Source organism: Hyphomicrobium sp. (genome assembly GCF_036262015.1).
Taxonomy (GTDB): domain Bacteria; phylum Pseudomonadota; class Alphaproteobacteria; order Rhizobiales; family Hyphomicrobiaceae; genus Hyphomicrobium_C.
The window spans coordinates 43,917-64,441 of record NZ_DATAJR010000010.1; the positions used below are offsets into that span (position 1 = coordinate 43,917).

A 20,525-nucleotide genomic window follows, 5' to 3' on the forward strand; every position below is an offset into this window, starting at 1 on the left:
GGGGCCAAACCGGACCGTGAACGTAGGAATGAGCCTCTCAGGCGTCAAGCCGGGCGGTATCGAGGCGCCATAGGTCCTGTGCGTAAGATTCCAAAATTTCCTGAGGAATTTCCATAAGATAGGGACCATGCGTCCAAAGCAGGGCAGCCCGGACCGGTTTGCCGGAGACGATTTCGCGCACCGCCAAGCGGTAGGCGGCCAGCTGATAAAGGTAGACCGGTGCGACCGCCTCCAAGGTTTCCGGCGCAACGCGGTTCGTCTTGAAGTCGACAATCAGGGCGCCCTCGTCGCGGATGGCGAGACGGTCGATCTGACCCGCGATCTTGAGCGGTGGGCCGTCTCCGTCCGGACGTGGAATGATGGCCACGATCGGCACCTCCGCCTGGCTGCCAGCGCCGAACACAGGGGCAAAGGTGGCATCCGACAAAACCGCGATGGCTTCGTTGGCGATGGATGCAAGCGTCCGCGCCGGAAGCGGCCGACCGCGCTCGGCGAGGAAGGCTTTCGCCGCCTTCGCACGGGCTTTCGGTTCGAGCGACGGAAGATGCTGAAGCAGCGCGTGCGTGAGTGTGCCGCGCAGGAAGCGGCTCTGATTCGACATTGCCGCCGGGCTCGCGGCGGCGGGTTCCGCCTGCCGATCCTTCGGCGGCGGCGTCGCGAGCGGTTCGCCCTCATCATCCGTGTCGTACGGGGCGAGCCGTGACGGCGCGAGCGGGATCGTCAGTTGTGGCTCGCGCGGAACGGAGAGCGCGCTCCACGCCGGAAGCGCAGCCGCGCGGCGATGGGCCGCCAACTCGACCTTCGGTTTTTCTTGCGGCGCGATCTGCGGAGCGGCGAGACGCAGGACGTCGCGGCCGTCCGCATCGCGCGTCCGCTCCAGCGCGCCTTCGAGGCCGTCGCGGATCAGCTCGTACCAGCAGCCTGCATCGAGCCCGCTCTTGTTCTCGAAACCCGCGATATAGAGGCGGTCGCGGGCGCGCGTCATGGCGACATAGAGGAGGCGATTGCGCTCCTCGCGATCCCGCTGCTTCAAGGCCTCGCGTGCCTCGCGGATCTGATCGAGACCGCTCGTTCCTTTGACCGGCCAAACGAACGGCGCCGGCACGCCCACCGGGCGGTTCATCGCTTCGATTTTCATCGGACGGCCTGCCTGGCTCGCTGCGGAACCGGCGCTGCATGTGTCCGGCAGGAACACGATCGGCGCTTCGAGACCCTTGGCACCGTGCACGGTCATGACGCGCACTTCATTGCGGCCGTGCTCCATATCCCGTTTGATGTCGCGCGAGCCGTCACGCATGAAGGCGAGAAAGCCTGCGAGCGAGGGCGGCGCGGAGTCGTCGTAGGTCAGTGCGAGATTCAAGAACTCGTCCAAGGGATCGGCGGCGTCGGGCCCCAGCCGCGCGATGAGTTTGGCGCGCACGCGATCGCGGTCCAGAAGATCGGCGAAGAACTCGAACGGCGGCCGGAAGTCGGCGGCCTTGCGCCAGCGCTTCAGCGTGGCCGCCGCCTCGACGTAACGCGGATTTTCCTCGCTCTTGTCCAGGAGCGCTTTCCAGAGCGTGCCTTTGCGCTCGTAGGCGAGATCCGTGAGATCGGCGTCGTCGAGCGCGAAGATGGGGCTTTTCAAGACCTCTGCCAGCGCGAGATCGTCTTCGGGCAATGTGAGGAAGTCACCGAGCGAGAGCATGTCCTGCACGGCGATCTGCTCGGTCAGGCGCATGCGATCGGCGCCAGCCACAGGAATGCCGCGCGCTTTCAACGCCTGGACCATCGGGCCTGCGAAGGGCTGACGCTTGCGCACAAGGATCAGCACGTCGCCCGGCTCGATGGCGCGGCCGGTCGAGGCCAGCTTCTCGCCACTCTCGAGCCAGCCCTTGATGGTGTCCGCGATGCGATTGGCGAGACGCACGACCGGCGGCTCGGCCGATTGCTCCTCAAGTGGAGACCACGCGTCGGCGGGAACTATGTCCTCGTGCTTCTCGGTTGGCCAGATCTCGACCACCCCGCCTTGCCCGGCGCGTTTCGCAGCATGGGGCGCAGGCGTGACGCCCGGCGTGCGCTGTGTGTCGGCGAAGACGCGATCCACAGCCTGGAGCACCGGCGCAACGGTGCGGAACGACAGCGTGAGCGGGATCTGTCGCCACGTGACGTTGGCGTTCTTGCCGATGTCGGCGAAGCGATCGCCCATCGCCGAGAACATCTCGGGTGCGGCGCCCTGGAAGGAGTAGATCGACTGCTTCTCGTCACCCACGGCAAACAGCGTGCGAACGGTTTCGGCCCGCGCGTTGTCACCGGAGAAGAACTCGTTGGCCATGGCTTCGACCACGCGCCACTGCGAGGGGCTCGTATCCTGGCTTTCGTCGACAAGAATGTGATCCAGCCCGTTGTCGAGCTTGTAGAGCACCCATTCGGCGGACTCGCGCGTGGACAGCAAGTTCTTCGTACGCGCGATCAGATCCTCGAAGTCGAGCGCGGCGCGGCGGACCTTGGCGTCCGTGTATCGCTGCTGGACCGCATCCGCGAGGCGCACCAACGCCATTGTCGCCTCGACGACGGCGGCGCCCTGCTGCTCGGCCCAAAGGGAGAGAAAGCGGCTTTGGGCGCGCGAGAGCAGCGGCTCGATCTCCGGATTCTTTGCCTTGAGCCCGTTGGTGAGGAACTTGTCACGCGGGGTCCCGTCGCTCTTGAGGAACACGTCGCTCAACGCGTCCATACGCGCGCGGTCCGTTCCCGTCGCCAGCGCGTCGGACACCTTGTCAGCCATCCTGTTGTCTGTGCTGCCGCCGCCGCGCAGCACATCGCGCACATGCATCAGCTCGCGCGGCGCGAGGAGCACGGCGCCTTCGGCTTCGATCGCGGCGCGCGAAATTCCTTGGCGGACGGCGAAATGCTCGCGCAACAGATCCTCGACCGCATCAAGCCCTTCGGGCGCGCCGTCTTGCGCGGCGGGCCAGCGCACGGCGGCTTCGAGCCATTCGCGTTCGCGGAGGGCGTCGGCTAGGATTTCGTCGAAGCGATCGTCCGCTGCGTATGCAATAGCCGTCTCAAGCGCGCGGCCGAGCGGGCTCGCGCGATTGCCGGCTGCAGCGCCGATCACGCGGTCTATGGCCTCCCGCATCAGCTTGCGCGAGGTTTCGTCGTCGAGGATCGAGAACCCCGGCGTGACGCCAGCTTCGAGAGGGAAGCGCTGCAACAATCGCTCGGCAAAGGCATGGATGGTCTGAACGCTGAGACCACCTGGCGTTTCCGTCGCGCGGGTGAAGAGCGTACGGGCGCGCGCGATTTCCGTCGCGTCCGGCTCGCGACCGAGGAATTCGAGGAGCGCATGTTCGAGATCGGCCTCCTCCAGCATCACCCACTTGGAGAGGCTTTCGAAGACGCGCTTCGACATCTCGGCTGCGGCGGCCTTCGTATAGGTGAGGCACAGGATGCGCTCGGGCGGCGTATCGGCCAGCAGCAGGCGCAGCACGCGCATCGTCAAGACGTGCGTCTTACCGGTACCGGCGTTGGCGCTGACCCAAACCGAGGCGGCCGGATCGGCCGCGTCTGCCTGAAGACGCGTCGTTCTCTCCAGCTCTTTCTTGATTGCCGCGACGTCGTTCACGCTCATGCGTCCTCCTCGGCCATCGCGCCGGACGACCATTCGGCAACGCGCGCGAGATGGGCGTAGTCGTCGTAGTCGTAGCTGAAGCGCGCACGGCGCAGCGGCCGATAGGGCGTTGTCTCATCATCGAAGCGTGCGACGTGACGCATCAAGCCGTCGAGCGCCTGGTCGGCGAGCGCCGCGATGTCAGGCGCCTTGACGTTTTCCTCTGCGCCTGGCGGCTCGCCACCGGAGGCCTGGATGTAGCGCAGGCCCACAACGCGCGCTTTCGCGACCGTCTCGAAACCCAAGGCGGTATCGAGCGCGATGGCGGCTTCGAGCGGCAACTGAGGCCGCACGCAGGCGAGCACCGCTTTCGCCGAGGGCGGCTTGCCGGTCTTGTAGTCCGAGATGACGAGCCCATCCTCAGCGACGTCGATACGGTCGGCGCGCGCCGTGAGGGTGAAGGGACCCGCCGGCGCAGCGAACACGAGCGCACCCGAAACTTCCGTCTTGATCTCCGACATGCCCGCGCGCCGCGCTGGCTCCGTCGCCGCGAACCAAGCAGCAAAGCGCTCAAAGCGGGGGACCCAGAACGCCGCGATACGGGGATGCGCTGCGTATGTGTCGAGGGCAGCCCGCGCAAAGCGCACTAGCTCGATTTCGATGTTGTCGGGCAGCCTGTCGGGATAGGCCTTCGCGAATTCCGACAACGCGTCGTGAATGATGCTGCCGCGCAGGGATGGTCCCGGCGGCTGGCCGAGCGGCGCGAGCGGTTCGACCTTCAGAATGTTGCGCGCGAAGATCGCGTATGGGTTGCCGATCCAGGTCTCGACCGCGGACACCGAGAGTTTGCGCGGGCGCTGGTGGACTGCAGGGCGCGGCTCCGGCACGCCGAGGCGCGGTACAGGACGGACGTTGTCGCGCTGGCGAGCCCAGGCGAGCCAGGGCTGTTTCGGCTCGAGCGCGGACGCGACACCCATGCCGTCGAGCAGCGCCTTGAGGCGCAGGAGCCAGCGGGAGGGTACAGTCGGCACGCCATCCTTCTTCTCGGCGCGGGTCAAGATGACCTCGGGCGCGGCGAGCAGTGTGGCGAAGTCGTGCGCGGACTGGCCGATCTTCTCCTCTGGCGACGGCAGGCCGAGCGCTTCGCGCATCGGGCGGTTCAGCCACGCACCGGGATCGGAAGATTTCGGCCATGTGCCATCATTGAGGGAGCCCAGAATGACGACATCGGTCTGCTGCAGGCGCGCCTCGAACGGGCCCCAGATGAAGAGACGCGGGTGCACTGGGCCACGCGGACGCACCGTCTCTGCGGATGCCAAACTGCGATAGAGATCGGCATAGTCCGACGCGGGCAGCGAGAGATCCGGCAGGCGTTCGTCGAGCAGACTGGCAAAGAAGCGCGCGGCGGTGTCGCCCGCCTCGTCGCGCCAGAGCGAGCTTTCATCCGTGCCTTGGGCACCCTCCTCGTCCGGAAGCGCGGCGACCGCCTCGGCGGCCTTGCAGTGCGCGCTGACGAGATCGCGGAGCGAAACGGGAGCATCGCGCTCATAGAGTTCGAGCAAAGGTGCGAATGCGGCCCGCAGGCGCGCAAGAAGATCGCGTGCGCCTTGCCAGTCTTCGGTCCAGAGGCGTTTGACGGCCGGATGCGCGCGGACGCCTTGCGCGCGGTCGTCGGCGGCCTTCTCGAACGCGGCTTCGACGCCTGCGAGCCCATCACCGAGGTAGGGCGCGCGAAAGGTTGCGATCTCGATGGCACGCGCAGCACGGCGGGCGGCAAAAGGATCGAGCCCCAGCCGCGCAAGCGGATGCTTCAAGAGGGCGACGGTCTCGGCTGGAGCGAAGCGCGTGGCCGCAGCGTTGATGACGAGATCGAGGAAGGCACCTGGCGGCGTTTTGCCAAGAGGGCGGCCCGCGGAGTCGTCGACCTTGATGCCCCAGGCTTCGAGGCGGATCGCCACGCGGCGCGCGAGGAAACGATCAGGCGAAACGAGCGCCGCCGTCTTGCCGGGCGTTTCAGCGGCTTCGCGCAAGATCAGCGCCACGGCTTCCGCTTCGTCCTGAGCGGTCGGCGCCTCGATGAGGCTCAAGCCTTGAGGCGCGGCGGCGGCCGGATCCTTGCGGGCGGCAGCGGCGAAGCTTTCCCAGCGCTGCGTCGTGCCGGCGGGGCGCATGGCTTCCGCAATGAGGCGGCTCCGCGCCTGTGCAGCGGACGAGGGGCGTTCGCCGAGAACGGCAACCGCGTCTCGCGTACATCCCAGCGCATCGAGCAGCTTCTTCAGCCCGAACTGCGGATGCTCCGGATGCTGGTGCTTGGGATCGTCGGAGCCGATGGTCTGCCAGCTTGCGTTGTCCAGATGCGTGTCGAGCGCCGGCAGCACGATCGCGCCGTTGGGCATCCCCGCGACGGCGCGCATCAGCTCGACGGTCGCGGGGATCGAGCCGGTGACGCCCGCCACGATGACCGGAGCCGCAGGCGGTGTCTTGGAGAGGCGCTGCGCTTCGGCGCGGATCACGGCGTTGCGCCGGCTTGCGGGCGAGAGCATTCCACTCTCGACGAGGTAGGCGGGCCAGAACTTGGTGACGATCTCGAGGAATTCGAGCGTCTTCTTCCAATGCTCGGAGAAATTCTCGGGCACGAGCGTCGCGAGACCGTCGAGATTCACATCCTCGGTCTCGACCATGTCCATGAGCGTCGCGAGCTCCTTGGCGAGAACCGCGGTTTGAGCGGGTGTGCTCGCACCGGCCACAGCCAGAGGTTCGACGCCACTTCGCGCGCTATGCATGACCTCGGTCCACCTCTGGATAAGGTTGGTAAGCACGAGGCGACGTTCCAGTTCTCCAATCGCAGGCGGAATTGCGCCGAGGTCTTCGGCGGCATCCGCCTCAGCGGCGGCTGAGATCAGCGAGAGATCCTCCTCGCCTTCCGAGATCGGGACGATTTTCGGCAGCAGAAGTGCACGGCCGCCCGATGCCCGCAGGAACGCCTCCTGCAACGCGCGCGTAGCGCGGCGGGTTGGCAGGTAGAGCGTGACGCGCGGGAGGTCCATGAGCCCAGGCGCGCGCGAGCCGTTGCCCGGCAGGCTACCATCGAGGATGGCGGCGGCGAGGCAATCAAGAAACGAGCGGCCTGCTTCGACCGTGTAGATGTTGGCGCGACCGCGTTGCGTCATCTTCGAGGGTTTGGCTCCAAGGGTTCCCTAGAGCGTGATTGTTTTTGATTGAATTGAAATCACGCTCCAAGTCTTTGATGAGACCGATGATTCACGCTTCGGACTGATGGGTCCGAAGCGATCATGGTCTAACGGGCAAGCAACAGCGCTCCGAATCGGAGACAGTCCGAGCCGAAGTTCCTCTTGGGTATAGCCGCTCAGGAGGGTGGTCAGGCGCTTTCCGCGCGCGCTATCCACTGTTCCGCTTCGTCGACCGCCTGCGGCGTGCCGACGTGCATCCAGGTGCCGTCGAGGCGAAGGCCGTAAAAACGGCTGTTCGCAATGGCGCGATCCCACAACATGTTGAGGGAAAAGCGGCCTTCCGGCACGCCCTCGAACATGCGCGGATGCGCAATCGACGCGCCGGCGAACACGAACGGCGCCTCTTTCCGTTCGCCTCGGCGCGCGAGCTGCCCGTCGGGCGCCATGACGAAATCGCCGTGACCGTCGTATCCGAGGCTGGTGGCGCCAAGGGCGAGCAGCATCAGGCTATCCATGCGCTCCGGATCGAAAGCCGCTGCCAGGCGCGCAATGTTGGAGCCGACGCCTTCGATCCAGACGGAATCCGAGTTGTGGATCAGAAACGGCTTGTCGCCCAGGAGTGGCAGCGCGCGGACGACACCGCCGCCGGTATCGAGCAAGGCATCGCGTTCGTCGGAAATCGTGATGGCGGGGTGGTTGCGACCGGCCAGATGGGCCTCGATCTGATCGGCCCTGTGATGGACATTTACGACAGCGCGCGTGATGCCGCCCGCGGCCAGCCTGTCGAGCACGTGATCGATCAGCGGCTTGCCCTTGAGCTCTACGAGCGGCTTCGGCACTGCGTCCGTCAGCGGACGCATCCTCGTGCCAAGGCCCGCAGCCAGCACCATCGCGGTCGTCACCGGTTGTGTCATGAAGGTGTGGCCTCAAGGCGGGACAGGTCAGGCGGGGTGAGCCGAACCTCGGCGGGAAGATATCGATCGAACCAGCGCGCGAGACCGGCCAACTCAGGGTGAGCCAATCCGCGCGCCACGTAGCTCCATATGCGCGGGATGTGACGCAAATACGTATGCTTGCCGTCGCGCATGGCGAGGCGAGCGAAGATGCCGAGAATCTTGGTGTTGCGCTGAACGCCCAGCGCCGCGTAGGCGAAGCGGAAGGCTTCCCTATCGAAGGTAGAATCAGCCGCCTTCCGCATGCGGATATAATAGGTCAACAGCTTGTCCTCGAGTGCGGCGGGCACATCGACCCGGGCATCTTGCAACAAAGAGACGAGATCGTAGGCCGACGAGCCCACGAGCGCATCCTGGAAGTCGAGCAGTCCCGCGCGGCGGTAGCTGTCCCGGTGCGGGAGCCACACGAGATTGGGAGAGTGGAAGTCGCGAAGCACCCAGCCTTTGGGTTCGGAAGCAAGACGCGCAAAAACGCCCTCCCAAACGGCCATGAACTCCTGACGTGGCTCGGCAGGAATGGGGGCGCCATGAATGGCGCGCCAGTACCAATCCGGCAGCAGTTCGACCTCGATGCCGAGCACCGTGCCGTCCTGCGCCGGTATGCGGTGCACTGTGCCGTCTGGTAAGGCGATGGCCTCGGGCACGGGGAGCGTGCTGAGGACGAGCAGCGCGTCCGTTGCGGCGCGCCATAGCTCTTCTTGCGACGTTCCACTCGCGACTTCGCGGCCGAAAACGCGATCACCGAAATCTTCCAGCGCGAGGAAGCCGCGCCCGAGATCGATGCTGTAGATCTCCGGCGCGCTGAGCCCCGTTTCCTTGAGAGCAGATGCGACGGCCACGAACGCGCGCACGTCTTCGGCCAATTGGGCAATGCGGCTGTAGGGAAGCCCACCGCGGATCGGTGCGCCATCGGGCTGGCGCGGCTGATCCATCAAAATCGCGGTTTTTCCATCGCGCGCCAGGCGCGCATAAGCGCGCGCCGACGCGTCGCCCTGAAGATACGAGGTCTCGGCACAGTTCCATGGCGGGCTCTGAGCGAGAAAGTCCGACATCGCCGCAAGGCGCGCGAGGCGGGCAGTCCAGGTTCCCGTGCCGCTCAGGATCAGAGTGCGTTGGTCCGGCTCAGCCCCCTGGGACAGATGGATATCGAGACGATTGGGGACGCGGAGACCCGGCGCGCGCTCCGGCCATTCGATGATGGCGGCGCCGATCGAGAGCTGCTCGTCGAGTCCCAGCTCGATCAGCTCGTCCTCTCCGGAGAGGCGATAGAGATCGAGGTGGGCCAGCTCGAGGCGCTCCGCGACATACGTCTGCACCAGCGAAAACGTTGGGCTCGGTATTTCCGCTTGCGGATCGCCGAGGACGGCCCGGATCAAGGCGCGGGCAAACGTGGTCTTGCCCGCTCCGAGGTCGCCGTACAGGGCAACCACATCGCCCACGGCGATCTTCAGGGCCAGACGCTGCGCGAGCCGCACGAGGCTGGGCTCGTCGGCGTCAGTTACGCGCCACTCGTACTGCATCGGTGCTTGGGGGGGCATTCTGGTCCTGCTGGGCGCCGCGGTCGGGGAACCGTACCGTGACCTTGGTCCCTCTTCCAGGCTCACTGTCGAGCATCATGTCGCCCCCGTGCAAGTCCACAAGGCTCTTGACGATGGACAGCCCCAGGCCCGCGCCGCGGTGCTTGGAACCCTGGCTACGGCTTTCAAAACGCTCGAAAATCCGGCGTTGCTGTTCCTTGGGAATACCAACCCCCTGGTCCTCGACCGCGAACACCATGCCGTTGTCCTCCCGCCAGCAGGACAGGTGGATCACACCCTCGGGCTTCGAGAAGCCCACGGCGTTGGACAGGAGGTTGTACAGGACCTGGCGCACGCGATACTCGTCGGCTGTGAAAGTCAACGCATCGTCACCGATGGCGATGTCAAGCGTAAGGCGGGCCCGGGCGGCGCGTTCGCGAACGCCATTGATGGCTTGATCGATCACGGCGCGGACATCGACCGCTTCGAGTTTGAGCTCGAGGCCGCCGGCATCGATCGTGGCAAGATCGAGGATGTCGTCGATGATGGCCAGCAACGTTTTCGACGAGAACGCAATGTCATCCAAGTATTCGCGCTGGCGTGGCGTCAAGGCGCCAAAGATCGGGTTGGCGAGCAACTCGCTGAAGCCGATGATGTTGGTCAGCGGTGTGCGCAGCTCATAGGAAATGTGGCCGATGAACTGGTTCTTGAGCTTGTCGGCCGTGACGAGCGCTTCGTTGCGTTCGATGAGGGCGCGCTCATACCGTTTCGAGTCCGTGACGTCGACAAAGGTGAGAAGCGTACCGCCGTCCGGCAGGGGCGTGACGGCATAGTCGATCACGCTGCTGTCGGGTCGCACCATCTGCCCCTCGAGCGGCTCGCGCTCTTCGAAAGACGTGACGGCGCGGCTGATCTCGGTCCAGGTGGACGTCTCGCCGTAGAGCACGTGCGTAAACTTGATCAGCTCGTCGATATGCGGACTTTCATTGAGCTGCTGCGGGGAGAGCTTCCAAATCGAAGCGAACGCGGAATTGTGAAGGCGCAGCCGTCCGTCGGTCCCGAACACCGCCACGCCTTCCTTGAGGCTGTTGAGCGTCTCGGTCTGGACGTTGATGAGGGCGTTATAGTTGCTTTCAAGCGCGAGACGTTCCGTCTCGTCTTTGTAGAGATAGGTCACGCCGCCGTCGGGGCGCTGTGCGGCCATGATGTGGACGACACGACCATCCGGCAGATGCCACCAGTCCTCGTGCTCGGCCTCTTCCTTGTAGACCTTGAGGACTTTCGACTTCCATTCGCGATAGTTCACGACCTCCGGCAGACGGCCAAGCTCGCGGAGTCGGTCAAGTAGAGCGCCGTCGCCGGGCGATGTGTTCAGCCAGTCAGCGTCCAGCCGCCAGAGTTTCAGATAGGCGGCGTTGAAGAAGGTCAGCTTCTGTTCGGCATTGAAGATCGCGACGGCAGTCGCGACCTTGTCGAGCGTACGGTCGTAGGCGGCGACTTGGCGGTCCAGCTCGCCTTTGGCGGTTTCTATCGCGCCTACGTCGATGGCGGCGCCAGCCGTTGCATCGCCGAGCGGCAGCACCGTCACCTCGTGGGTCTTGCGCTCTGAGCCGATGACGAGCGGAATGCGCTCCTTGAACGTCTGGCCGGTTTTCAAAACGCGCGCGACCGCTTTACGCTGGCGCGATTCGAGCAGCTCGATCTGCCCCTCGACGACCTCGGTTTCGGTCTCGGCATCGACAGCCTTGACGTAGGCGCTGTTGACCCAAGTCAGGCGTCCGGACGCGTCGTGCAACCATGCCGGATGCGGCAGCGCGCTCAAAAGGGCTCGCCCGGAGCGGACATCGCGGGCAAGACGCATATGCTGATCAAGGATGACGGACAGGTCGCGCTTATAACCTGCCACATCCTTGAAGCGCAGCACGGCGCGGGCGCCTGCGGCCCGGCCGTCAGCTTCGACATGGCCGCCGGCGGCCGTCTTCAGTATGAGATTGAACGCGCGGCCTTCGGAGAGGAGGCTATCAAGCGCAGACTTCAATGCCGCCGTGCTCTTCTGGTCGAGCCAGAAGTTGAAACGCATGATTTCGGCATTGTTCGTCGGAAGTCCCGGCACGCCGGTCAGAGTGTTGGTGACGAGCGAGGTCCCTCGCCCCTGCTCCCAATGCATCAGCACCTGCGGCTCGGCCTTCATCAGCGCTTCCGCGGCCGCCAGAGCCCGGCGCAGCTCGCGCGCCTCGTCCTGTGCGCGGCGCGCCTGCCGGCGCATGGTCGTGATGGTCTCGTACAGCAGATAAATGGTCCCAATGCCGCCGACTGCGACGAGTGCGGCCAATATCCAAGTACCGCCCGGAAGCCCACCCTCTTCCAAGTATCTGCGGCCAGACGCGAGCGTCGCGGTCAGAACCGTGACGCAGGCAAGGCTCGCCAACACGAGCATGATCAGCTCGACCCGGGTGTTCTGCCGCTCAGGTGTGGGGCTTTTCGTTGGCATCGATCTCGGGATTTCAGGGGCAGTCCGGGGCGCAGCTGCACCCCGTGCAGACACGGCGAATCGTATCGAATTATGGGCAGCTTCGGAGAGCTATGCCAGTCCAAGCGGAGCACACGCACACCCCTGGCAGCGCGGTATTCTTCCTGCGCCTGAAAAAGAAAACCCGCGCGCGGCAGGATTGCCACGCGCGGGTTATTCGACAGCCTACTGAAACAGGCTCAGTAGCGGTAGTGGTCCGGCTTGTAGGGGCCTTCGACCGTCACGCCGATGTAGTCGGCCTGGTCGGGGCGGAGCTTGGTGAGCTTGACGCCGAGCTTTTCGAGGTGCAGCGCGGCAACCTTTTCGTCGAGCACCTTCGGCAGCGTATAGACCTTCTTCTCGTACTTGCCCGGGTTCGCCCACAGATCGATCTGCGCCAGCGTCTGGTTCGAGAACGACGACGACATGACGAACGACGGATGACCCATGGCGTTGCCGAGGTTCACCAGGCGGCCTTCCGACAGCAGGATGATGCGGTTGCCGGACGGGAACTCGATCTCGTCGACCTGCGGCTTGATGTTGTTCCACTTGAAGTTCTTGAGACCGGCGACCTGGATCTCGTTGTCGAAGTGGCCGATGTTGCAGACGATGGCGCGATCCTTCATCTGGCGCATATGGTCGACCGTGATGATGTCCTTGTTGCCCGTCGCCGTGACGTAGATATCGGCGCGGCTGAAGGCATCTTCGATCGTCGCCACCTCGTAGCCTTCCATCGAAGCCTGGAGGGCGCAGATCGGATCGATTTCCGAAACGATGACGCGGGCGCCGGCCTGACGGAGCGAAGCGGCCGAGCCCTTGCCCACGTCTCCGAAGCCGGCAACGAACGCGACCTTGCCGGCTAGCATCACGTCGGTGCCGCGACGGATGGCGTCGACGAGCGATTCACGGCAGCCGTAGAGGTTGTCGAACTTCGACTTGGTGACGCTGTCGTTGACGTTGATGGCCGGGAACAGCAGCTTGCCCTGCTCCGCCAGCTTGTAGAGGCGGTGCACACCCGTCGTGGTCTCCTCCGAGACGCCGCGGATCGACTTGGCGGCCTCGGCGAACCAGCCCTTCGGCTTTTCCTTCAAGAGGCGCTTAATGAGCGCGAAGAAGATTTCTTCTTCCTCGGAGCCCGGCTTGTCCAGGAAAGCCGTGTCGCCCTGCTCGGCACGCAGGCCATGGTGGATCAGCATGGTGGCGTCGCCACCATCGTCGAGGATCATGTTCGGGAATCCGCCGCCGTGCCAGTCGAACAGGCGCGCGGTGTAGTCCCAGTACTCGACCAGCGTCTCGCCCTTGTAGGCGAAGACCGGCGTGCCGGCGGCGGCGATGGCGGCCGCGGCGTGGTCCTGGGTCGAAAAGATGTTGCAGGAGACCCAGCGTACATCGGCGCCGAGCGCCTTCAGCGTCTCGATCAGCACGGCGGTCTGGATCGTCATGTGGAGCGAACCGGCGATCCGGGCGCCCTTGAGCGGCTGCTTGGGACCGTATTCGGCCCGGATGGCCATGAGGCCCGGCATTTCCGTTTCGGCGAGGTCAATCTCTTTGCGGCCGAACGCAGCGAGCGAAATGTCTTTGACGATGTAGTCGTTTGCGGCGGTCATGCAGATCCCTTTTTCGAGCGTTTCCCGAGAAACTCGCGGCTCATCGGGGCGGAGTCCGCCCTCGTATAGCCGCGCCCGGGGCGGACCGCAATAAGATATAAACAAGTCCTTATGTCTTGGCGGAGGATGGGCTTCGGGCTGAGAAGGAGCTCAGTCTTCCTCGGCCAGCTCCTCTCCAAAGCCGGTCTCGACCAGGTTGACCAGCGCCTCCAGGGCCTCCGGGCCTTCGGAGCCTTCCGATGTAATATAGAGGGTGGATCCGGGGCCAGCCGCCAGCATCATGAGCCCCATGATCGACGTACCGCCTACGGTCTGGCCGTCCCGAGAAACGGTGACGGTCGCGTCATAGCTCTCGGCAAGCCTCACGAACTTTGCAGAAGCCCGGGCGTGCAGGCCCTTGCGGTTCACGACGGTGACAACAGCTTCGGGGCGCTTGCTATTTCGGATCTCAGGCATCGCGCATTTCCGCCAGGTCTACTGCTCGCCCGACAGCTCTTGGCTGGCGACCTTGATGTACTTCCGCCCGGCTTCCCGCGCGAGCGTGACGGCTTCATCAAGGGGAGCTTCGCCGCGCAAACCAGCCAGCTTGACGAGAATCGGAAGGTTGATACCCGCGAGAATTTCGACCTTCGCTTCGTCCATGACGGAAATCGCAAGGTTGGAGGGCGTCCCTCCGAACATGTCCGTGAGGATGATGACGCCCGATCCTGTGTCCGTGCGGCGCACGGCATCAAGGATCTCGCTGCGGCGGACCTCCATGTCGTCCTCAGGACCAATGGCAATGGTCTCGAGTTGCGTTTGAGGTCCGACGATGTGTTCGAGTGCCGCGCGGAACTCGACCGCTAAACCGCCATGAGTGACGATCACAAGTCCGATCATCTAGATGAGCCGAAGTTGTTTCGCATTCGTAGTTTCCGAGCCCATCCCCGCAGTGCCGGGCCGCGCCCTAAGTGTCCATGGCATCAGGATAATCCCCAATTCGTCATGCCAGGTGCGGCGATCCGCCGACCCGCTTTGAGCGGCGGCCGGAGACTTACAGGGGTTCGCGGGCAACGCAAGGACTTTCCTAATCATGCACCGGTGGAGTTAACGCGCTGTGGCTTCGTTAAGGGCGAGAAGGACCTTGATCGGCGCTGAGGCCTCGAACGGTGCGAGGCGAATGACCGGGATCCTTGTGCCCAGAAACTCCGTCGACACCTCATCAAGGGGATAACGCGGCACGTCGCTCACGCTCACGAGATCGACCACCAGCGTCAGCACGGCCGACGCGCGATGCGGCAAAGGAAGGATGCCGAGGCCGCGGACCTCCATTTTGCCGGCGATTGTTGGCGGGGCACTCACTTCGATGCCGCGTTCGCTGCGCAAGAGACGGACCTGATCATCGGCAACGAGCTCCGCGCGGCGGGAGATGTGCGCGAAGGGGCCTTGCGCGATACAACGAAGGGCGAGATCGGATTTTCCAGATCCGGACGGACCACGGATGAGCACAGCCTTGTCGCCCAGCGCCAATGCGGTGCCGTGAACCAGCTCAGGTCCGTTCGTGGACGGGCTCATTGAACCGCTCCGATACCGGACGACGTCCGCTCGTCATCGCGGAGCGCGCCGATGCGAGAAGCCCCGGAAGCCGCACAACGAAGCGCGCGCCGAGCGGCTTGTCATCGGATCGCGCGCCGGCAGGCCACCTGTTCTCCGCCGAGATCTCGCCACCGTGCGCGCGAATAATCTCGCGCGAGATCGAGAGACCCAAACCGGAGTTCTTGCCGCGCACGGCCTCCGTATCCGGGCGATCAGTATAAAAGCGATCGAAGATGATGGTGAGACGATCTTCGGGAATACCCGGACCTTCGTCCTCCACGGCCACCTCGACGAAACCTTCGACCCGGCGCACGCGAACGACCACCGCGCGCTCCTCGGGCGAGAAGGAAATCGCGTTGTCGACGAGATTGGTCAGTACCTGACTGAGACGGCCCGCATGCCCGCTGATCAGGAACGCGCCTTCAAACGGCGCGACCGCGATGTTCGTTTCCACGCGGCGCGTGTCGCCGGACAGAATATCGCGGAAGATCTGCGTGACGCTCGCGACCACGTTCGTGACGTCCACAGGGCCCATTTGCTGGCGGGCCAACTCGGCATCGAGCCGCGACGCATTCGAGACATCCGTGATGAGCCGGTTCAGGCGCTTCAGCTCATTCTGGATTTGAGACACGACCTCTTTGCGCTGCTCGTCCGTCTTTGCATAGGAGAGCGACTCGGCCATCGACCGCGCTGCGGCTAGCGGATTTTTGAGCTCGTGCGCGACATCGGCCGCAAAGCTTTCGCTGGCTTCGATACGGCGATAAAGGCCGGCGGTCATTGCTGCGAACGCAGAGGCCATCTGCCCGACCTCGTCGGTGCGATGCGCGAAGTCCGGCAGCTCGTGGCGCGCGCTGATGTTCCGGCTGACAAGCTTGGCGCTCTCCGAGAGCCTGCGGATCGGACCCGCAACGGTTCGCGCCAAGAGAAGTGCGCTCAGCAGCGTTGCAAGGCCTGCGAATACGGCAAGGATCCAAATCTGGCTCTGCTGATCGGCGACAATCTGATCGATCTCGCCCGGTCGCGTTGACATCAGAAGCACGCCCTGCACGACAGACGCACGCTGGATCGGGACGGCTGTCGAGACGATCTGCTGACCCTTGTCATTCAGCAGCAGCATGGCCGTGGGCGTGCCCTGAAGGGCCTGCCGTACCTCGGGATACGAGGTTCCGTTGGCGTTGCCGATCTCCTTGTAGACCGGCAGCTCCTCGCCAATCATCCAGGATTTGAGCCGGGTCCAAAAGTTCTTGGTGCCCATCCGGCTGCCAGTGTTGTTGACCTTCGGCTCGTGGCGGGAGAGCTGGCCGCGCTTCATCAGGATGGCGGAGTCCATCACCAATGTTCCGTCGCGACTGTAAACGCGCGCGCGACGTGTGGTTGGCTGGACCAGCCGGCGCAGAATGGGCGCTACGCGCTCGGGACGGATCGAAAGCTCATGGGCCGTAAACGCGGAATCGTCCGGCTGCTCAGCCTTGTCAACCGAGGGGAGACTGTCGGTATGGATAATCAGGCGGCCGCCCTCAGCCCGCGTATCGCTGGCGATCGCAGCGGCGATGATCTCGCCCTGAACCAAAAGGGACTCACGCTTGGCATCGATCAGCCATGCGTTGTTCTCGCTGAAATAGAGAATGCCGCCGAACATGACGACAAGTCCTGCGAGGCTGGCGATCAGGATGCGCCGCCAAAGGCTGCCGCTTACGAAGCGGACCAGAGGAAAGGCGCGCCACCAGCGTCCGGCGCCCGCACTGATCTTTGTGAGCCCTCGCCCGAGGCCGCGGAAGCCGCCTGAAAGCGCTCCCAGCCAGCGGCTCACGGCGGTCGGCACGGCATCGAGTCCGACTCCTTCCGCCTGTGATCGCTCGGTCTCGAGCGCCATAGTCCCTCCACTGCCGACCGGTGCTTACCGGCCTGCCCGAATATCGAAGTTCCAATGCGGCCCTTTTAGCGGAGAGTTCAGTCCCGCTTGGACACCCGTCTTACGCTTCCTTGAAGCGGTAGCCTACGCCATAGAGCGTCTCGATGACGTCGAAATCATCATCGACTTGCTTGAACTTTTTCCGCAAGCGCTTGATATGGCTATCGATCGTGCGGTCATCCACATAGACCTGATCGTCGTAGGCGGCGTCCATCAAGGCGTCGCGGGTTTTCACGACGCCGGGCCTGTGGGCCAAGGCCTGCAGGATCAAGAACTCAGTGACCGTGAGCGTCACCGGGCGATTGTCCCAGTGGCAGGTGTGGCGCTCGGGGTCGAGCTTCAGCTTGCCGCGCTCCAGGATGTGAGCGACTTGGGGTTCGACCGTCTGCCCATCCTTGGGCTGCAGGCGGCGAAGAATGGCGCGGACGCGCTCCACGATGAGGCGTTGCGAGAAGGGCTTCGCGATGTAGTCGTCGGCGCCCATCTTGAGACCGAACAGCTCGTCGATCTCCTCGTCTTTCGACGTCAGGAAGATGACCGGCATGTCCGACTGCTGGCGCACGCGACGAAGCAACTCCATGCCGTCCATGCGCGGCATCTTGATATCGAAGATGCCAAGATCGGCAGGGTCCTCGGTCAGCGCCTCGAGCGCAGAAGCGCCATCGCTATAGGTGCGCACCTTGTAGCCTTCCGCCTCGAGCGCCATGCCGAGCGAGGTCAGAATGTTGCGCTCGTCATCGACCAGCGCGATCGTGCTTTTCTCTTTCATATTCCCGAATATCCTCGCGGCACCCAAACCCGTACTTGGCGCTTTATGGTCCCAAGGTGGATCAATTGTGGCAGGAAGCTTATCTATGCCCTAGCGCCTGAACACAAACTGAACGCCAGCAGAAACCCAGAACTGGCAACCTGATCGAGAGGCAGGATCCCATGGACGTCACAAATCCCGGCCCACCCCAGCTGCCTTCTGCTGCTCAGCCTGCGCCAGGCGAGACGGCCCGGATGCTCATTCGCCGTGCCCTCAAGGCTTCCCTCGCCACGCTCGAAACTTCGTCGGGCCATCCTTACGCCTCGTTGGTCACAATCGCAACCGATGTGGACGGAACGCCGCTTCTTCTGATCTCAACCCTCGCACTTCACACGAAGAATCTTGCGGCGGATGGGCGGGCTAGCCTGCTGTTCGACGGCACGAACGCTGCGGGCGACCCGCTCGCGGGCGGCCGCGTGACGGTGATCGGGCGCGCAAAGAAGACAGACCGGGCTATCGTCCGCGAGCGTTTTCTGGCCCGGCAGCCCTACGCTAGCGGTTACGCCGATTTCCCGGATTTTGCCTTTTACGAGCTTATTCCCGAGCGCGCCCATTTTATTGGAGGGTTCGGGCGCATTGTGGACCTCAAACCTGCGGATCTTCTCGTCGACATTTCCGGTGCACAAGACTTGATCACGGCTCACGACAGTATCGTGTCGCATATGAACGAAGATCATGCCGACGCCATCCTGCTGTATGCGACCGAGCTGGCCGGCGCGCCGGGCGGCCCGTGGCGACTCACCGGCGTCGACCCCGACGGATTCGACATCGTCTGCGATGGATCAGCGCTTCGGCTTCCATTTTCCACCAAAGTCGAAACACCGGACGGGGCGCGACGGGAATTCGTGCGTCTCGCCGGCCTCGCGCGTAGCCAAAAGTCGAAGGCATAAGTACCCACCGCACGCTTGAAGGAGTAGGATGGCGGGTGCTAGTTAGCACCCGCAGCAAGACCCTATTTTTCAGCGATTTTGTGCAGACTCGTCGGAGCTGCTCGCGGAGGGCTATTTGATGAACGCGATGCCACCGGTGCAACCCGCAACGCGCAATCCTGCGGTGCTCGCCTTTGTGGACCAAGCCAGATCGCTGTTCAAACCCGAGCGGGTGATCTGGTGCAACGGCAGCAAGGCCGAATACCAGCAGCTGCTGCACGCGATGGTGGCGACGGGCACCGCCCAATGGCTCAATTCCGAGAAGAGACCCAATTCCGTCATTGTGCGCTCGGACCCTGCCGACGTCGCGCGCGTCGAGGACCAGACGTTCATCTGCTCGCTCTCCAAGGACGACGCCGGCCCCACCAACAACTGGGCCGATCCGTCTGAGATGAAGGCCACGCTTCACGGCCTGTTCGACGGCGCCATGGTGGGCCGGACGATGTATGTGGTTCCCTACTCGATGGGTCCCGTTGGCTCACCCATCGCCCGCATCGGCGTCATGGTGACCGACAGCACGTACGCGGTCGCCAACATGCACATCATGACGCGCGTGGGCGATGCCGTGCTCGGCGCGCTCGGCTCCAGTACGGACTTCGTGCGAGGCCTCCACACCGTCGGCGTTCCGCTCAAGAAGCAGACCTGGGCTGACGAGCCCTGGCCCTGCAATACGACGAAGTACATCTGCCACTTCCCGGAGACCCGCGAGATCTGGTCCTACGGCTCGGGCTATGGCGGAAACGCGCTTCTCGGCAAGAAATGCCACGCGCTCCGAATCGCCTCCGCCCAGGCGCGGGACGAGGGCTGGATGGCCGAGCACATGCTGATCCTGAAACTCACCAATCCGGAAGGCCGCTCGAAGTTCATCGCGGCGGCGTTCCCCTCAGCGTGCGGCAAGACCAATCTCGCCATGCTCATTCCAACCATACCGGGCTGGAAGGCCGAGACGATCGGCGACGACATTTGCTGGATGAAGTTCGGCGAGGACGGGCGCCTCTATGCGATCAATCCCGAGACCGGCTTCTTCGGCGTTGCTCCCGGAACCTCGAACGAGAGCAACCTCAATGCGATGCGGACGCTAAACGCCAACTGCATCTTCACCAACGTCGGGCTGACGGACGAGCACGACATCTATTGGGAGCAGATGGACGGCCAGCCTCCTCAGCACCTCACCGACTGGCTGCGCCGTTCCTGGTCGCCGAACGCAGGCCGCCCTGCCGCACATCCCAACGCGCGCTTCACCGCGCCCGCCGCCCAGTGCCCCGTGATCGCCAAGGAATGGGACGATCCCAAGGGCGTGCCGATCGACGCCATCCTGTTCGGCGGCCGGCGCGCAACGGTGGTACCACTCGTCTCCGAGGCGCTCTCCTGGCAACACGGCACGTTCCTCGGCTCCATCATGGCGTCGGAGAAAACCGCGGCCGCCGCCGGCACGATCGGCGAGCTGAGGCGCGACCCGATGGCGATGCTGCCGTTCTGCGGCTACCACATGGGCGACTACTTCCAGCACTGGATCAACATGGGCGAGAAGGGCGGCGGCAAGATGCCGAGGATCTTCTACGTCAACTGGTTCCGGAAGAGCGCCGAGGGCAAGTTCCTGTGGCCCGGCTACGGCGAGAACAGCCGCGTGCTCAAGTGGATCTTCGAGCGGTGCGACGGCACGGCCGAGGCGGTCGAAACGCCGATCGGCAAATTGCCGGCGAAAGGGGCCCTGGATCTCAAGGGCCTCAACGTCTCCGACGGTGCCATGGCGGATCTTTTGAAGGTCGACGTTGCTGGCTGGAAGGCGGAGCTGCCGTCCATCAGGGAGCACTTCTCGACCTTCGGGACGAGGCTGCCCGCAGCGCTTGGCGATGAACTCGATGCTCTCGAACAAAGGCTCGGTTAGCGCGACGGTCTCACGTTGAGGATCGGAGAACCCCTGGCCTGATAGTG

General features: G+C 64.2%; 13 protein-coding genes. 2 read left to right on the forward strand and 11 right to left on the reverse strand.

Features of this window, described 5'->3' with window-relative positions; translation table 11 throughout:
• Positions 1-37: 37 nt before the first annotated feature.
• The 11 genes from addA to VHO05_RS19265 all read right to left on the reverse strand — a co-directional run bounded on the left by addA (position 38) and on the right by VHO05_RS19265 (position 17,622).
• Entirely contained in the window at positions 38-3,610 is a 3,573-nt protein-coding gene (gene addA / locus VHO05_RS19215) for a double-strand break repair helicase AddA (RefSeq protein ID WP_329648247.1), read from the reverse strand.
• Positions 3,607-6,759, reverse strand: a complete 3,153-nt coding sequence (gene addB / locus VHO05_RS19220) for a double-strand break repair protein AddB (protein ID WP_329648248.1) — start codon at positions 6,757-6,759, stop codon at positions 3,607-3,609. Before addB ends, addA begins: the two co-directional genes overlap by 4 nt.
• 209 nt (positions 6,760-6,968) lie before the next feature.
• Positions 6,969-7,694: a nucleotidyltransferase family protein gene (locus VHO05_RS19225; RefSeq protein WP_329648249.1), complete on the reverse strand. Its 726-nt coding sequence runs from the start codon at positions 7,692-7,694 to the stop codon at positions 6,969-6,971.
• Positions 7,691-9,271 (reverse strand): tRNA (adenosine(37)-N6)-threonylcarbamoyltransferase complex ATPase subunit type 1 TsaE, encoded by a 1,581-nt coding sequence (tsaE, locus tag VHO05_RS19230; protein WP_329648250.1) that lies wholly within the window; start codon positions 9,269-9,271, stop codon positions 7,691-7,693. Before tsaE ends, VHO05_RS19225 begins: the two co-directional genes overlap by 4 nt.
• On the reverse strand, positions 9,228-11,741 hold the full coding sequence (locus VHO05_RS19235; protein ID WP_329648251.1) for an ATP-binding protein: 2,514 nt from the start codon (positions 11,739-11,741) through the stop codon (positions 9,228-9,230). Before VHO05_RS19235 ends, tsaE begins: the two co-directional genes overlap by 44 nt.
• A 218-nt stretch (positions 11,742-11,959) precedes the next feature.
• Positions 11,960-13,366, reverse strand: a complete 1,407-nt coding sequence (gene ahcY / locus VHO05_RS19240) for an adenosylhomocysteinase (RefSeq protein ID WP_329648252.1) — start codon at positions 13,364-13,366, stop codon at positions 11,960-11,962.
• Between the two features lie 150 nt (positions 13,367-13,516).
• Positions 13,517-13,822, reverse strand: a complete 306-nt coding sequence (locus VHO05_RS19245; protein WP_329648253.1) for an HPr family phosphocarrier protein — start codon at positions 13,820-13,822, stop codon at positions 13,517-13,519.
• A gap of 18 nt (positions 13,823-13,840) precedes the next feature.
• On the reverse strand, positions 13,841-14,245 hold the full coding sequence (locus VHO05_RS19250) for a PTS sugar transporter subunit IIA (protein WP_329648254.1): 405 nt from the start codon (positions 14,243-14,245) through the stop codon (positions 13,841-13,843).
• A gap of 207 nt (positions 14,246-14,452) precedes the next feature.
• A complete protein-coding gene (locus VHO05_RS19255) occupies positions 14,453-14,920 on the reverse strand; it encodes an HPr kinase/phosphatase C-terminal domain-containing protein (protein WP_329648255.1) in 468 nt (155 codons plus the stop codon).
• Positions 14,895-16,814, reverse strand: coding sequence for a stimulus-sensing domain-containing protein (locus tag VHO05_RS19260; RefSeq protein WP_329648256.1), 1,920 nt, complete (start codon positions 16,812-16,814; stop codon positions 14,895-14,897). Before VHO05_RS19260 ends, VHO05_RS19255 begins: the two co-directional genes overlap by 26 nt.
• 100 nt (positions 16,815-16,914) lie before the next feature.
• The gene (locus VHO05_RS19265) at positions 16,915-17,622 is read right to left on the reverse strand and encodes a response regulator transcription factor (RefSeq protein ID WP_329648257.1); all 708 of its coding nucleotides are present in this window, start codon (positions 17,620-17,622) and stop codon (positions 16,915-16,917) included.
• Positions 17,623-17,855: 233 nt separating this feature from the next.
• On the opposite strand from VHO05_RS19265, the gene VHO05_RS19270 reads away from it, so the two are divergent.
• Together VHO05_RS19270 and VHO05_RS19275 are read left to right on the forward strand one after the other, a co-directional pair.
• Positions 17,856-18,551 carry a HugZ family protein gene (locus tag VHO05_RS19270; RefSeq protein ID WP_329648258.1) on the forward strand — a complete coding sequence of 232 codons (696 nt, stop codon included), beginning with the start codon at positions 17,856-17,858 and terminating at the stop codon, positions 18,549-18,551.
• Positions 18,552-18,678: 127 nt separating this feature from the next.
• Entirely contained in the window at positions 18,679-20,478 is a 1,800-nt protein-coding gene (locus VHO05_RS19275; protein ID WP_414653818.1) for a phosphoenolpyruvate carboxykinase (GTP), read from the forward strand.
• The last annotated feature ends 47 nt before the right edge of the window (positions 20,479-20,525 follow it).